The 15209-nt window shown below is 63.3% G+C and carries 9 protein-coding genes and 1 rRNA gene; 4 read left to right on the top strand and 6 right to left on the bottom strand.

The features are described 5' to 3' along the window. The 6 genes from JAB6_RS06900 to JAB6_RS06875 form a co-directional block, all read right to left on the bottom strand. A 16S ribosomal RNA gene (locus tag JAB6_RS06900) occupies nt 1–833 on the bottom strand; the annotation flags it as partial. A gap of 390 nt (nt 834–1223) precedes the next feature. After that, nucleotides 1224–1952, bottom strand: a complete 729-nt coding sequence (locus tag JAB6_RS06895; RefSeq protein WP_070301990.1) for a DUF2135 domain-containing protein — start codon at nt 1950–1952, stop codon at nt 1224–1226. Between the two features lie 29 nt (nt 1953–1981). After that, on the bottom strand, nt 1982–3664 hold the full coding sequence (locus JAB6_RS06890) for a DUF2300 domain-containing protein (RefSeq protein ID WP_083292585.1): 1683 nt from the start codon (nt 3662–3664) through the stop codon (nt 1982–1984). Beyond that, a complete protein-coding gene (locus tag JAB6_RS06885) occupies nt 3664–8214 on the bottom strand; it encodes an alpha-2-macroglobulin (protein ID WP_070301988.1) in 4551 nt (1516 codons plus the stop codon). The genes JAB6_RS06890 and JAB6_RS06885 overlap by 1 nt, the downstream gene beginning before the upstream one ends. After that, nucleotides 8211–8891 (bottom strand): DUF1175 family protein, encoded by a 681-nt coding sequence (locus JAB6_RS06880; protein WP_070301987.1) that lies wholly within the window; start codon nt 8889–8891, stop codon nt 8211–8213. Before JAB6_RS06880 ends, JAB6_RS06885 begins: the two co-directional genes overlap by 4 nt. Then, nucleotides 8888–10495, bottom strand: a complete 1608-nt coding sequence (locus JAB6_RS06875) for a DUF2138 family protein (protein WP_070301986.1) — start codon at nt 10493–10495, stop codon at nt 8888–8890. Before JAB6_RS06875 ends, JAB6_RS06880 begins: the two co-directional genes overlap by 4 nt. A gap of 135 nt (nt 10496–10630) precedes the next feature. Between JAB6_RS06875 and JAB6_RS06870 the strand changes: the two genes are divergently transcribed. The 4 genes from JAB6_RS06870 to JAB6_RS06855 are packed head-to-tail and all read left to right on the top strand — an operon-like array spanning nt 10631 to nt 15200. Beyond that, entirely contained in the window at nt 10631–12151 is a 1521-nt protein-coding gene (locus JAB6_RS06870; RefSeq protein ID WP_070301985.1) for a B12-binding domain-containing radical SAM protein, read from the top strand. Between the two features lie 57 nt (nt 12152–12208). Beyond that, entirely contained in the window at nt 12209–13342 is a 1134-nt protein-coding gene (locus JAB6_RS06865; RefSeq protein WP_070301984.1) for an ABC transporter permease, read from the top strand. Next, a complete protein-coding gene (locus tag JAB6_RS06860; protein ID WP_070301983.1) occupies nt 13342–14241 on the top strand; it encodes an ABC transporter ATP-binding protein in 900 nt (299 codons plus the stop codon). The genes JAB6_RS06865 and JAB6_RS06860 overlap by 1 nt, the downstream gene beginning before the upstream one ends. Then, nucleotides 14241–15200, top strand: a complete 960-nt coding sequence (locus JAB6_RS06855) for an MlaD family protein (RefSeq protein WP_034754305.1) — start codon at nt 14241–14243, stop codon at nt 15198–15200. Before JAB6_RS06860 ends, JAB6_RS06855 begins: the two co-directional genes overlap by 1 nt. Nucleotides 15201–15209 lie beyond the last annotated feature (9 nt).

Here is a 15209-nt window from a genome sequence, read left to right as displayed (position 1 = left end):
GACCCGACAACTAGTAGACATCGTTTAGGGCGTGGACTACCAGGGTATCTAATCCTGTTTGCTCCCCACGCTTTCGTGCATGAGCGTCAATCTTGACCCAGGGGGCTGCCTTCGCCATCGGTGTTCCTCCACATATCTACGCATTTCACTGCTACACGTGGAATTCTACCCCCCTCTGCCAGATTCTAGCCTTGCAGTCTCCAATGCAATTCCCAGGTTGAGCCCGGGGATTTCACATCAGACTTACAAAACCGCCTGCGCACGCTTTACGCCCAGTAATTCCGATTAACGCTTGCACCCTACGTATTACCGCGGCTGCTGGCACGTAGTTAGCCGGTGCTTATTCTTCAGGTACCGTCATTAGCAAGAGATATTAGCTCTCACCGTTTCTTCCCTGACAAAAGAGCTTTACAACCCGAAGGCCTTCTTCACTCACGCGGCATTGCTGGATCAGGCTTTCGCCCATTGTCCAAAATTCCCCACTGCTGCCTCCCGTAGGAGTCTGGACCGTGTCTCAGTTCCAGTGTGGCTGGTCGTCCTCTCAGACCAGCTACTGATCGATGCCTTGGTAGGCTTTTACCCTACCAACTAGCTAATCAGATATCGGCCGCTCCACGAGCATGAGGTCTTGCGATCCCCCACTTTCATCCTTAGATCGTATGCGGTATTAGCGTAACTTTCGCTACGTTATCCCCCACTCTAGGGTACGTTCCGATATATTACTCACCCGTTCGCCACTCGCCACCAGAGCAAGCTCCGTGCTGCCGTTCGACTTGCATGTGTAAGGCATGCCGCCAGCGTTCAATCTGAGCCAGGATCAAACTCTTCAGTTTAATCTCTGTTACTTTGCCATTTTATTGGCACCGTCATTGCTGACGGGTCGCTCACTCAAAAAACTGACAGGCCACTACTTTCGTAGCGCCTATTTCATTATTTCTTGTGAACATTTGATATTTTAAGTTTGACAGCGATCCGAAGATCGCTGCTGCACTTACATCAAATGCCCACACTTATCGACTGTTAATTGTTAAAGAACTGTATTCGGTACTGCTTTCGCGCTATCGACAAAGCGTTGTGTTTGTCAGCTGCGAAGAAGGAAGAGTATGAAGCATTTCGCTACGTCCGTCAACTCCTTCTTTTTCTCTACTTTACTCAGCATTTGCATGCGTCGTTCAGCGAGGGGGCGAATTATAGCCAAGCAACAGCGTGTCCGCAAGAGCCATTTATGGCAAGACGAACGATTTCACCAGGGTCAGCTCGCCGGCGGCCCGCATCGGCACCTGGAAACTCTGCAGCTTTTCGCGCGGCGTGCCTTCATTGGTGATGATCGATATGCGCGCGACAGTCAGCATGGCGGTGTTTTCGCCGCTGCCGTAGTAATTGACATAAGCGTGATAGTTGCCCTTCACTGGCGCCGAACTGGAAAATATCTCCGGGCCATAGCCGGTCGTCACGTCCACGTCCAGCGCACCGCCATCTTTCAATACGCGATTGCCGTACCAGGCGTGGCCGCCGTCCGGCGTGACCACATGCAGATCGAGGTCGGTGCCGGCGCTGTCCCACGACAGCACGATGCGCAGGCGCGCCTGGGTCTTGCCCTGGTAGCTGTCGACAAACTGGGTGCGCGCGCGGCTCTTGCCATCGGGCGAGCGCACTTCCACGCTGTTCGAGCCGCTGCCGAAGCCATACGGGCGGCCATAGCTGCCGTCTTCGCCCACTTCCATCGGCATCGCCACGCCGTTGACCACCAGGGTAGCGGGCTTGCCCTTGACGGCGCCCGCGATACGGCCCCGTATCTGCGCCGTTTCAGCCTGGCCCGGCTGCAGGTTGACCGACGCGGCGGGGTAATTGACCGCTTGCGTATAGTCCTCGCGCGCACCGGCCGAATTGCGCCAGCCGCTCTTCGGCGCATCGATGGTGACCTGGGCCTGCGCCCAGAGTGGCAATAGCATTAGCGGAATCGCGCAACGGATATAAAAACTCACAGGGCCTCCAGGTTAAGGTCGACGAGCCGGCGTGCCAGCCGCTCGACATATTCTTCGTCCTGGCCGCGCGGATGACGGCGCAGGCCAAGGTGTAAATATTCATGGGCCAGGGTGATGCGGTCTTCGCGCGTGGCCAGCGGCCGCATGTAGATGCGGTTGCGCGACTGCTCCGAATACGGCGCGCCGCTCTGCAAGGCGCAGACCAGCGGCGCTTGCGGCGGCGCCTCGTAGCCGGCCTCGCGCAGCAGCACACGCTGCCAGCGCGGCACGGACCGCGCCAGCCAATCCTCGTTCTGCGCCAGGCGACGGCAACGCGCACCCGTGTTACCAAAGGTACTCAGCGCGCCGCCGGGGTAAGCCGCCGCCAGCAATTCATCATAGTGCTTGCCTTGTTTGGCCTGGCGCACCGCCTCGCTCCACGCCATCGTGCCCTCGGACGCCTGGTTGCTGTGATAGCGCACGGTGACGCCATCGACAATCAGCTGGTCGGTCCAGCGCGCAATCGCCAGGGCCGCTGGCGTGGCGGGGCTGGGACTGACACGCTGGGTCGCGCTGCTGTCGGCGATCTGCTGGCAGCCCGCCACCGTCACCGCGTTCTGCTGCAGATACGTGCGCGCGGCAATCGCCAGCGCCTTGGCCGCTTCCGGCTCGTTGGCATTCGCTTCGCGGTCGAGCACGCGCGCCACATATTCATTGACGCCGAAGCGGCCACGCAATTGCGGACGGCCGCCCTTCTCTTGCAGCAGCATCAGCTCGCCGGCGCTGCGCAAGGCCAGGTTCTGGCCATTGTCGAATTGCACATGGTAGCGGCCATTAAGCGGGCCAGGTGCGGCCACGCCACGTTCGCTACGCACGGCGCGGATCGGATAGCGCTTGAAATAATCAACCACCACGCAGCCGCCATCGTCGGCAGCACCCACTGGCGGCAGACTGGCGGCCAGCCTGGGCGCCCACTGCTCGAAGACATTGCTGCTGCCGCCCGCGCCGCCGAACCAGATCGGCGTACCATCGGCCAGCCAGCCGGCCGCACCGCCGATACGTTCGTCCGTCCGGCGCCGCTCGTGCCAGGAATACGTTTTGACGCGCAACTGGCTGCCGAACCAACGCGCCGTGCCGGCGCCGCGTCCATCGAGCACCACGCGCAGTAGCGCCGCTTCGGCGTCCGCGCGGCTGGCGGCAGGAATGCTGTCCAGCGCGCGCAGTAGGCTATCGAGGCGCACCGTGCGCGCCGGCGCCAGTTGCGCAGGGTCGGACAGCCAGGAAAAATCCCCTGCGGGCGCCGCGCCCAGACGTCCAGTCCAGTACTGACGCCATGAAGCCGGCGCGATCATCAGGCGCTTGGGCGAGAAAAACGGGCCGCACGATTGCGCCAGCGCCGCGTCGTGGCCGATGCTCTGGCCTGCATCGCAGCAATACACCTCTTCCGGATCGCGGCCGCCGCAGCGGTAGTCCGGCATCGCCACCTTGCTATCGCTCGCGTACACATACACGAACAGCTTCCACAAGCTGGCCAGCGGTACTTGCCGCGCGCCGTCAAACGGCGGCGGCGCCGTGCCACCCTGGCGCAACTGGCGCACTTCCATCTTGCCGTCACGCCACCAGGCCACATCCAGCGATGCAGACCAGGCAGGAGCGGCCAGCAACAGGGCCGCCATGAATGCAGGAAGTGCTACGCGCATCACTCGACCTTCAGCGCGCGCGTGGTCTTGCCGCCGCCTTCGAAGGCTTTCTGCTCTGGCTGGTACATGCGGTAAAAGCGCGCCGGCGGCAGCACGTAACTGCCCTTCTGCGCAAAGCGCAGCAAATGGCGCACCGTCACCTCGCCGGCCAAAGGCTCGATCGGCACGGCGTAGCCGTCGCGGCGCTCCGTGTGGCGCGCGCGTTCCAGCGCGGCCGGCTTGTCGCCCGCCATGACCATGCCCCAAGTAGTCGATTCGACCATGGCGCCGGGCGGCAGCGCCACTTCCAGCAAGCCAAAACGGTACTTCGCACCTGGCCCCGCTTTCAAGGTGATTTCATCGAGGTACAGCGCGTCCGTGCTGAGCGCTTCACCCGGCTTGACCAGCTCCGTGGTGTAACCGCCCTTGCCCGCCTTCATGCGCAGGATGCGACGCTCGACGGCGACCGGCAAGGTTTGCGCTTCGGCGGCGTGGCTGTCGTACTGCAGCACGGCCACCGTGCCGGCCGGCGCCGCTGCGGCAAGACGCAATTTATCGGGAGTACTCTTGGTGTCGCTCCAGCGCCAGATAGGCTGGCCACTGCGGCTGTCGCGTTTTTGCCAGGCGTCGTCCAGCGCGACGGCGGGCCCCTTGCCAAACGATACGCCGCCCAGCTTCTTTTGCACCCACATCAAGGTCATCGCGCGGTCCAGTGTCGGCATTTCGGCGCGCACGCCGGCCAGCACCGCGTCGGCCTGGGTAGCCGGCACTTCGCCGGCCATCATCAGCAAGGCTTGTGCCACCGGCGCTTTGGACTCGCGCAGCACCTGCCATGAGCTGGCCACCTGCAGCTGCAGCGAATGCGGCAGGGCGATGCCATTCTGGGCGGCGACCAGCGCCACCAGGCCAAGGCCCATCGCTTGCGCCTCACGGTCAGAAGCTCCGCCCAGCAACAGGCTGCTCGTGTCGCCCGCCTGGCGCGGCTTGCCGCCCAGGACAGCGATGGCGCTGTCGTCCACCAGGCCGGCCGCCAGGGTCTGCGTCGGCAAGCCCATCTCGCGCGCCATCCACAGCACCAGCGCGCGGTCGCCCATCGCATCCTTCAAACCATGTTCGCTGTAGACGGCCAGCAGTTTATTCCAGTGTTCGGGCGGCAGCTCGATGTGCAGCGCGCGCGCCGCGTACCAGTCGGCGTAATAGGCGTAGGCCGTCATCAAGGCATTGCCGGCCGTGGCATTGCCCCACCAGCCGAAGACGGCGTTCGGGCCGGCCATCGATACCAGGCGCAGGCGTTGTGCCGTGAGCAGTGTTTGCAGGCGTTCGCTTGCCGCACCCGCGTCCGGCCCCAGGCTTTGCGTGGCCAGCGCGAGTGGAATCAAACGGCTGGCCGTCTGCTCGACGCAGCCATATGGATAGTCGATCAGGTCGTCGGCAATGCGCGCGAACTGGCTGGCGGCTCCTTGCGCGAACGAAACGCGGATATTGCGCGCGTCCGCCGGCAGCTTGAGCGGAATATCACCGGTGGCGCCATCGAGCGGCAGCACCAAGGAGCGCGGGCTGCTCCAGGCGGCGGGCAAGGTTTGCATGGCCGTGTCCAATGCGTCGAGCACTTTGCCATTCTGTTTCAGCTCCAGGCGCAGCGGCCCGCTACCTGTCGCCAGCGGGAATTCGACGTAATTGACACCCGGTTTGGCGGACATCTTTTCCATCTTCGGCTGCGCCCCGCCGGAAAGCACGACGTCGAGCGCCTGCTCCTTGCCCGTCTGGTTGAATACCGCCACCGAGGCACGCGGCGCATCGCCGGCGCGCATCCAGTCGGGCGCCGTCCACTTGGCATAGAAGTTTTTATCGGAACGCAGATAGGCCGTGCGCTGGCCCACGCGCCCCTGTTCATCCATCGCGCGCCCCGTGATCCTCCAGCGGGTCAGCGCGTCGGGCATGGTAAAACTCACGCGCGCGTTGCCATTCACGTCGGTCTTCAGCGAGGGCGCCCAGTAGGCGGTGTCGATATTGTCGCGGCGCGGACGTTCGAGCACCTTCACGCCACGCTCGTTGTAGTTGTGTCGCGCGGGCGCGCCGGCCGTGCGGCCCTGCGCCATGTCGTAGCTGATGAAGGACAGGCTGGCCGTCGTGCGCACGTTGTTGCGGCGCGGGTGATAGAAAAAGTCGCCGATGTCCGGCGCAATTTCCGGCTGCAGCACATAGATCATTTCATCGACCACGCCCAGCGCCACCATGGTGCTCAAAGGCTTGCCATCGAGGGTCGCCGTCACATCGAGCGTGACTTTTTCGCCCGGCTGGTAGACCTCCTTGTCGCTCTTGAATTGCAGCGCGATGCGCGGCTCGATCACTTGCAGGCCCGCGTTCTCGAAGACAAAGTCGCCATTGCGCGTGTACGCCACCGAGAACGTCATGTTCGGGCCATGCTCTTCTTTTACCGGGATGCGCACCCTCCACTGGCGCGGCGCCACGCGTTTCGCCTGATACCAGTTGGCGGCGCCGGCCATCAGACCATGGTGTTCCACCTTGTCGCGCTCGAGCGTCAACAGCGCCTGGTCGACCTTGTCGGAGAACGTGATCAAGGCCTCGGCCGTGTCGCCCGGACGATAGCGGGCGCGGTCCAGCACGATCTCGATGCTGCCCGGCGTCGTTTGCACGCCATCGCCGGCGACCCAGTGGCTGGCGGCGGCCAGCAGGTTGCCGCGCTCGTCGCGCAGCGCCAGCTGATACGAGCCGGAGGCGGGGAACGTCACGTCCCAGCCCTTGGCATTTGGATCGAACGCGCCGTCGGTCTTGCTCTGTTTTTCCAGCTGCACCATCTCCCAGCGCACGGGTTTGGCCGCGCCCTGGCCATCGGCCACCAGATCGAAATGCACGGCCTGGCCAGGATCGGAAAACTGGCGCGTCGCCTTCAACTGGTAGCTGCTGCTCGAGCGTTCTATCATCAGCTCGCGCGTCGCCTTGACGCGGTAAGCCGCACCATCGGTCGCCAGCACGGTCAAGATGTAGCGCGACGGATCGGCGGCGGGCGGCAAGCTGAAGTCCACATTGCCGCTGCCGTCGCTCGTCACTTCCTCCGTCTTCAGGGCCACGGGAAACAGGCCGCTGTAACGCAACTCGCCTTCGACCATGGTGTTTTGCTGGCCGCGCAAGGACAAGGTCATCTTCGCGTTTTTCACGGGTTTGCCGTCAGGGTAGCGCAGCGCGATGCTGCCCTTGACGGCCTCGCCCGTCTTGAATTCCGGCTTCGAAGGCTGGACGTTGATTTCAAAGTGCGGCTTGACGTATTCAGCCACGCGGAAGGCCGCGCCATACACGCCATCCTTGTAATTGAAACGCAGTTCATAGCCGCCGGCGGTCGCTTCCGTGGGCAAGCGGAAGCGCGTGTCGGCGCCCGTCTCGCCGGACAGCTGCAGCGTTTGCGTCAGCAGCGGCGTGCCATTCGGATTGAGCACCGTCAAGCTGATCGGCGCCGCGCTTGCTGCCTGCGAGTTGCGCGCGGAGGTAAATTCGCGGCCCAAAAACTTGACGTTGACTTCATCGCCGGGCCGGTACAGGGGCCGGTCCGTCACGGCATAGATCTTGGTGTTGTAGATCTCGCTGTCATAGTAAAAATTCTCGGACACGAACACGCCGCCGGCGCGGTCCTGGCCCAGCACATATGTGTGTTCCGGGCTGCCGCGCTCGAGCGAGGCGACACCATCGGCACCCGTGGTGGCCGACTGCAGCACGCCCGTGCCATCGGTCCACGCCACATTGGCGCCAGCCACGGCGGCGCTGTTGTCGCGCCGCGCCGTCCATACGAGCATCTGGCCGGACGACACCTTGGTCACAGCCACCGTGTCCGACACGAATACCAAGGTGGTGGCGCGGTGTTCGCCGATGATCGCTTCGATCAGGTACAGGCCCGGCTTGCGTTTGCCCAGCGGTATCATCACGTTGCCGGCGCCAGCGACGATGAAGTCGCTGCTGGAGCCATCGAGCTTGACGCCTTTCGGCGGCGCGATGGCCTTGGCTTGCCAGATCGGATAGCGGAAGCTGTCGACCAGTTCCATGCCCTTGATCGGCTTGTACTGCGGATGGTTGGCGAACACGGTGCGCCGGCGGATCGCGTCGTTGGTCGCCAGTTGCGGCTGTTCTTTCGTGACCGCGAGGCGTGCCTCGCCGGAAAACAGCTTGCGCCAGGCCAGGCGCGACTGCTTCCACCAGCTATCCCACAGAAAACTCAAGGTGTTGGCCATGCCTTCGCCCTGGTAATTGCCCTCGACCTGGATGCGGTGCAGATTGCGCTGCTTTTTCAGGAATTCCATCGGTTCGGGCACGCGGTAGACGACGATGTCGGCACCCGAATACGCTTCCAGATTCATGCGTCCCATGTCGCGGCCCGGCACCTCGAGGCGCACGCGCGCTTCATCAAGACTGCCGTAACTGGCGTCCGACAGCAGGAAGAACGGTTCACCCTTGAAGGTGCTGTAGTTGCTCGGCTCGCGCTGCTGCGCGGAGGCGCTGCCCAGCATGAGCAGCGCCAGAAAGGCCATGAATAGCAGCTTCATGACAAAAATCGGCTTCATGATAAAAACGCCAGCCGGAACACGCCGGCGAAATTGGGATTGTTGACCACAGGTTGCCACCGCGTGTCCTTCCAGCTCGTAAGTTCTTTGATATCGACGGTCCGCAGACCATTGTCGTCGGGGGTGACGGTGCCGGTGTGGTAGGCGATGCGCGCCCCCATCCAGACCATCAAATGCTGTTCGTCTCCCTGGTCGAAAAACAGCAGGTCGCCGGGCAGCGCCTGGCTGATTTCGCGGGCGATGAAACGGCTGTTGTGCTGCACCAGCGCCAGCGCCGTGACGAAGTGGCCGACATTGCCGCCCGTTTGCACCCAGCGGTTGCGCAAGGCGGCCTGGGCCGCGCTCAGTTCCAGCTCGGGCGGCAGGCGCCGGTCGCTGGCGATGCCGTTCGCATGCAGCCACTTCGCGTCATGCACGGTGAGCGCCTCATTGACGGCAAAGCGCACCAGGCCGGCGCAATCGCGGTGCGTCCAGCGCGGCGACGGGCCACGCTCGATCTGCGCGTTGACGATGCGCAGCATCCAGGCCTGGAAGGCGCGGCTCTGGGCTTGCGACAGCTGCACTTGCGGCTCGGCAGCCGCGCGCAAGGCCCAGGCGGGCATTGCCACGGTGGCGGCGCAAGCCGCCAGCCAGCGCAAGGCGGCACGGCGTCCATGCCGTCCATGCCACAGCGTCATCGCGCGGCCTCTTGCCATTCCAGCGTTTCCCACGACGTGCCGCTGGCTGGCTGCCGCTTGAGCACCATGCGCAGCGGCGGATATTTTTTCAAGGCGTTCAGGCGCGGCACCAGGTGTTCGTTGGCGGCCGCGCGCAAGACCGGTTCGTTATTCGCCGGCAGGGTATCGAAGGCTTCCAGCTGGATCAGCCGGGCCAGCGACGCCGGCGCGATCAGGCCGATGGTGCGCGCGCCATCGGGTAGCAGGTCGCTGGCGGCCGGCGCCTGCTTGCGGCGCACGGCCAGCACTTGGTCCACCAGCTTGCCGTCGGTGGAAAAGACAACGGTATTGCCGGCCACGGCCAGCGCCGGCTTGGATTGGCCCAGCGCCGTGGCGACGCTGCGTTCCCAACGCGTGGCGCCATCTTTACCTGTCGTTTTGCGCACGGGGTCCTTGCCGCCGATGGCCGCCTCGAACAAGCTGCCATACAGAGCGTCATCACCGGCCTGCGCACTGCGGGTGGCGACAAAAACCGGTGTATGCAGCCGCGAACTGCCATACCAGCACGCGGCGGCCGGGCCTTGCAAGTGCCCGGCCAGCGGCGCCACCGGCGCGGAGGTCTTGCTGCCCAGGCGTTTGAGCACGGGCTGCAGCGCGGTCCAGTCGACCGGCACGCTGAAACAGGCGCTCGGGTTGTGCGGCAGCTGCGGCCACAAGGCGCTGCTGTCATAGCCGCCGTTTTTCAGTTTATCGGCATTGAGCAGCACCTTCGATTGCCAGGCGCCCTGTTGAAAATCGAAGCGCAGCGCCTCTAACGCGCCAAAGAAAGGCTGGTAGCCGAAGGACAGGAAGTCCGCCTTGACGGCGATGCTGTGGCCCTCGGGCGCGGCGCCGTCGAGATGGAACTGTGCATGAAAGACCTTTTGCTTGGCAGCTTCCGGCGCCAGCAGGCTGGCCACGGTTTTCTCGGCCGTGCCATCGCCATGCTTGCCGTCGCTGCCGCCATACAGCATGCCGGGATGAGACAGGATGACCAGGCGTTGGCCATGCGCGGCAAACAGCAAGGTGCGCTGGTAAGCGTAGTTCAGCGCATACACGGGCACCTGGCCGCCATCGACGCGCAAGCTGCCGGCCACGCGCATCTGCGTATCCTTCAGGGCGATCTTGCCCGCTTCTTCCAGCAGGCGCGTGAGCTGGCTGCGCGACACGGCGATGGCGAAATGCTTGAGCGAGCCGTCGGCGTCGCGCCACAAGGCTACTTCCGCCGGCTGGTCCAGCACCATGCGCAGCAGCTGGTCACCCCAGCCCAGCTCATGCTCGTAAGCGATGCGGCGCAAGCTGCCCTTGAGCCCCAGCCGGTCTTCGCTTTGCTCGTAATAGAACAGGAAATCCTCACGCAACACGTCGCGCGCCAGCGGCACCGTCAGCAAGTCGCGCGGCAAGGCCGACAGGCTTTTCGTGCGGACCAGCGCGTCGGGCCGGGATAAATCGAGCTTCAGGCCGTTGACCGGACCCATCGCACCCCAGCCAAAAACCCGGTAGCCGACCAGTGCGGCGGCTACCACGGCCACGCCGGCAAGCGTCCCGAGCAGGACTTTTTTATTGAGTACTTTTTTCGCCAGCACCTTGTATCCCTTTTAGCCTGCCGTAGCATTGACAAGTTAGTAATTATTGACAAATGGTAACATGGCATTTGTTGCCGCAGCGCACAGATGATGCGACAGCGTAAAATAGCGGTTTCGCCGTTTTCATCGCCTCCCATGACCATCCTGCTCTCCACCCTGAACGCCCGCTACACCCACGCCTCGCTGGGATTGCGCTATCTGCTGGCCAATATGGGGCCGCTGCAAGCGCAGACGCGGCTGCAGGAATTCGTCATCGGCACGAAAACCACGGAACTGGTCGAACGCATCCTCATCAACAAGCCCCGCATCATCGGTTTTGGCGTGTATATATGGAACGTCGAGGAAACGACAAAACTGGTGGCCATGCTCAAGCGCGTGGCGCCCGAGGTCATCATCGTGCTGGGCGGGCCGGAAGTGTCGCATGAGGCGGGCGAGCAAGAGATCGTCAAGCTGGCCGACTACCTGATCACGGGCTGGGGCGATGTCACCTTCACCAAGCTGTGCGGCGAGATCCTCAACGGGCCGAAGCCGCTGATGAAGATCCATGCGGGCGTGCAAGCGCCGCTGGCGGAACTGCAGCTGCCCTACTCCTTGTATACAGACGACGATATCCGCCACCGCACGATTTACGTGGAAGCGTCGCGCGGCTGTCCGTTCAAGTGCGAATTCTGCCTGTCGGCGCTGGACAAGACGGCCTGGCCCTTCGCGCTGGAGAACTTCCTGGCCGAGATGGAGTCATTGCATGCGCGCGGCGCGCGCCTGTTCAAGTTCGTCGACCGCACATTCAACCTGAACATCAAGACCAGTTTGAAGATCATGCAGTTCTTTCTCGACAAGATCGAGGCCAATCCGGACGACCCGATCTACGCCCACTTCGAACTGGTGCCCGACCACTTGCCCGACGCCTTGAAGGAAGGCATCAGCAAATTCCCGCCCGGCGCGCTGCAGTTCGAGATCGGCATCCAGAGCTTCAATCCTGACGTGCAATCGCTGGTCAGCCGCAAACAGGACAATCAAAAGGCGGCCGACAACATCCGCTGGCTGTGCGAAGAATCGAACGCCCACCTGCACGTGGACTTGATCGCCGGCTTGCCGGGCGAGGATGAAGCAAGCTTCGCGGCCGGCTTCAACAAGCTGGTGGCCTTGAAACCGCATGAAATCCAGTTCGGCATATTAAAGCGGCTGCGCGGCACGCCCATCATCCGCCATATGGAAAACTATGGCATGGTGTTCGACCCGCACCCGCCGTACACCATCCTGGCGAACAAGCAGCTCGACTTCATGAGCATGCAGCGTCTCGTGCGCTTCGCCCGCTACTGGGACCTGGTCGCCAACTCGGGCCGCTTCGCCAATACGGTGCAATGGATGCTCGGCGATGCGCCGTTTGAAAATTTCATGGATTTTTCGAACTGGCTGTACGCCCACACGGACGCCACCCACCGCATCGCCATGGAGCGCCTGGCCAAGCTGGTGGCGCAATGGCTGCAGACGCGCGGCATGAGCGCGCTGGAGGCCAACGCTCTCGTGGCCAGCGACTATGCGGGCGGCGCGCAAGCGGCCGCGCACGCCAAGCCGGCCGAAGTGAGTGCTGGCAGCGCGAAGGTGCGCCCGGACGTCGCCCTGCCGCAGCGGCAGGCGCGCCACCTGGCGTCCTGAGGGGCTGGCGATTGAACAGCGGTGGCGGTCTGCGCCATTCTCCCTTAAACTGGCACGATGCCGACTGTACAATCGCCGAAACTGACCCTCTCCCAGACCAGCTCCCAACAGGGAGCCCTTGTCACTGCCAGCGGCACCTGGCAGGTGCACGCGCTGGCGCATGACAATGCCATCAAGTCCATCGACGCCCAGCTCAAGCCCTTGCAGGGCGATGCCAAGGCGCAATGGGACCTGTCGGCCATCGACAGCATGGACCATATCGGTGCCCAGCTGTTCTGGAATGCCTGGGGCAAGCAGCGTCCCGCGCAGCTGACCCTGGCGCCGTCGCAGGAAGAGTTTTTCCGGCGCATCGAAGAAACGGGGCCGCTGACGACGCCGCCGTCGCGCGCCAACCGCCTCACGCCCGTGATGAAACTGGGCATGGCTATCCTGCTGTTTTTCGAACATTTGAAGGGCTTTATTGCCTTGGTCGGCCAGGTGACGCAGGATATCGGCCGCTTCGCGCGCCATCCGATGCGCGGACCGTGGCGTGAAATTTCCGCCAATATCTTCCATGCGGGCTTCCAGGCGCTGGGCATCACGGCTCTCGTCGGCTTTCTGATCGGCGTCGTGCTGTCCTACCTGTCCGCGCAGCAGCTGCGCGCGTTTGGCGGCGACATCTACCTGGTCAACCTGCTGGGCATGAGCGTCATCCGCGAACTGGGGCCGCTCTTGGCCGCCATCCTCGTGGCCGGGCGCTCGGGTTCATCCATCACGGCCCAGCTGGGCGTCATGCGCGTCACGGAAGAACTCGACGCCATGCTGGTGATGGGCATTTCCCACGGTTTCCGCCTGATCATGCCGAAAGTGCTGGCCCTGGCCATTTCCATGCCCCTGCTCGTCATCTGGACGGATACGGCCGCGCTGATCGGCGGCATGGTGGCGGCCAAGGTGGAATTGAATCTGTCGGCGCGCTACTTCATCCAGAAGCTGCCCGACGCCGTGCCGCTGGCCAACTACATGATCGGCCTGGGCAAGGGCGTGATTTTCGGCATGCTGATCGCCCTTGTCTCATGCCACTTCGGCCTGCGCATCAAGGCCAACACGGAAAGCCTGGGGCGCGGCACCACCACCGCCGTCGTCACGGCCATCACCGTCGTGATCCTGGCCGACGCCGTGTTTGCCATCGTCTTCAATGGAGTAGGCTACTGATGGCGGACGACACCAATATCGCCTGCGGCACCGGCAAGGACGGCCAGTTCAACCTGCACGGCAGCGCGCCCGTGGTGGACATCACCAATCTGTGGACCAAGTTCGGCCGCACCGTCGTGCACCAGGACTTGAACCTGGAAATCGAACGGGGCGAGATCCTGTCCATCGTGGGCGGCTCCGGCACGGGCAAGACGGTGCTGCTGCGCCAGATGCTGGGCCTGGAACATCCGGCGCGCGGCTGCGTCAAAGTCTTTGGCGAAGATATCAACAAGGCAAGTTCAGACCAGCTGCAACAGTTGCGCAACCACTGGGGCATGCTGTTCCAGCAAGGCGCACTGTATTCGGCTCTGACCGTGTTCGACAATGTGGCCCAGCCGATGCGCGAATTGCGCGTGCTGCCCGAGGCGCTGGTGCACGACGCGGTATTATTAAAGATGAATATGGTGGGCCTGGGCCCGGAACATGCGCTCAAGATGCCGTCGGACTTGTCGGGCGGCATGATCAAGCGCGTGGCCCTGGCCCGCGCACTGGCGCTGGAACCGAAGCTGCTGTTCCTCGACGAACCGACGGCGGGGCTGGATCCGGACCTGTCGGAGAGTTTTGTCGCCCTGATCCAGTCGCTGCACCGCGAGCTGGGCTTGACGGTGGTGATGGTCACGCATGATCTCGACACCTTGTTCGCCCTGTCCACGCGCATCGCCGTGCTGGCGGAAAAACACGTGATCGCCATCGGCCCCACGCGCGAGGTGATCGAAGTCGACCACCCGTTCATCAAGCAATTTTTCCTCGGCGACCGCGGCAAGCGCGCGCTGGCCGTCCTCGATGAGAAACAGGCGGCGGCGGGCAAGGCGGCGCAGCCGGGCGGCGACGCCGGCACAGACACGAAAGCGGAGAAGTAATGGAAAACAGATCACATGCCCTGATGACGGGATTTTTTACACTGACCTTGCTGGTAGCCGCCATCCTGTTCGGCGTCTGGTTCAACCGCGACCGCGTGGAACGGGTGCCGTATCTGCTCGCCACCACCCTGTCCGTACCGGGCCTGAACCCGCAGGCGACCGTGCGCTACCGGGGCCTGGAAGTGGGCAAGGTCGACGCCATCGATTTCGACACGCAAAAAGCGGGGCAAATCCTCGTGCATATCAGCGTGGCGCCCGATACCCCTGTCACCAACACCACGTTTGCCACCCTCGGCTACCAGGGCGTGACAGGCATCGCCTACATCCAGCTCGACGACGAGCACGTGGGCTCGAAACTGCTGGGCACCAGCAAGGACAAGCCGTCGCTGATTCCCCTGCGCGCCGGCTTGCTCGACCAGCTGGAAAAGCGGGGCAAGCGCATCCTCGACCAGGCCGAGCAAATCACCAACAAGGTCAACAACCTGCTCAGCCCCGACAATCAGGCCGCCATGCTGGGCGCCTTCACGGAAGTGGGCAAGGCAGCCAAGGCCTTTGGCGCCATTCCGCAGCAGCTCGAACCGACCCTGACGCAATTGCCGCAACTGACGGAACAGACGCGGCAAACCCTGACGGCCGTCAGCACGGCCAGCAAGAACGTGTCGGACTTGACGGCCACGTGGAAAAAGCTGGGCAACGACATCCAGGCGCCAGGCGGTGTGCTCGACAAGGTCAATGGCACGGTCGACCGGGTCGGCAGCTCGGTGGAAACGGTGGCCAATGGCGTGTCGCTGGAAGTCTTGCCACAGGTAATCGAGCTGAGCGGCGAAGCGCGTTCCTCGATGCGCGCCCTGAAAACCACCATGAGCACGCTCAATGAACAGCCGCAGAGCATCTTGTTCGGCGCCCCAGACATCCCGCCCGGTCCGGGCGAGCCCGGTTTTTCGGCACCGGGCAAATAAGGAGAATAC

Source organism: Janthinobacterium sp. HH104 (assembly GCF_001758715.1).
GTDB classification, from domain to species: domain Bacteria; phylum Pseudomonadota; class Gammaproteobacteria; order Burkholderiales; family Burkholderiaceae_D; genus Janthinobacterium; species Janthinobacterium aestuarii.
The sequence above is the reverse complement of the archived record's forward strand: the minus strand, read 5'-3'. Positions and strand labels throughout refer to the sequence as shown.

Excerpts from the sequence above, each read along its gene's own strand:
- JAB6_RS06890 (WP_083292585.1), bottom strand. The coding sequence starts at position 3,664 with ATGCGCGTAGCACTTCCTGCATTCATGGCGGCCCTGTTGCTGGCCGCT.
- JAB6_RS06870 (WP_070301985.1), top strand. The coding sequence starts at position 10,631 with ATGACCATCCTGCTCTCCACCCTGAACGCCCGCTACACCCACGCCTCG.
- JAB6_RS06865 (WP_070301984.1), top strand. The coding sequence starts at position 12,209 with ATGCCGACTGTACAATCGCCGAAACTGACCCTCTCCCAGACCAGCTCC.
- JAB6_RS06895 (WP_070301990.1), bottom strand. The coding sequence starts at position 1,952 with ATGCTATTGCCACTCTGGGCGCAGGCCCAGGTCACCATCGATGCGCCG.
- JAB6_RS06855 (WP_034754305.1), top strand. The coding sequence starts at position 14,241 with ATGGAAAACAGATCACATGCCCTGATGACGGGATTTTTTACACTGACC.
- JAB6_RS06885 (WP_070301988.1), bottom strand. The coding sequence starts at position 8,214 with ATGAAGCCGATTTTTGTCATGAAGCTGCTATTCATGGCCTTTCTGGCG.
- JAB6_RS06880 (WP_070301987.1), bottom strand. The coding sequence starts at position 8,891 with ATGACGCTGTGGCATGGACGGCATGGACGCCGTGCCGCCTTGCGCTGG.
- JAB6_RS06860 (WP_070301983.1), top strand. The coding sequence starts at position 13,342 with ATGGCGGACGACACCAATATCGCCTGCGGCACCGGCAAGGACGGCCAG.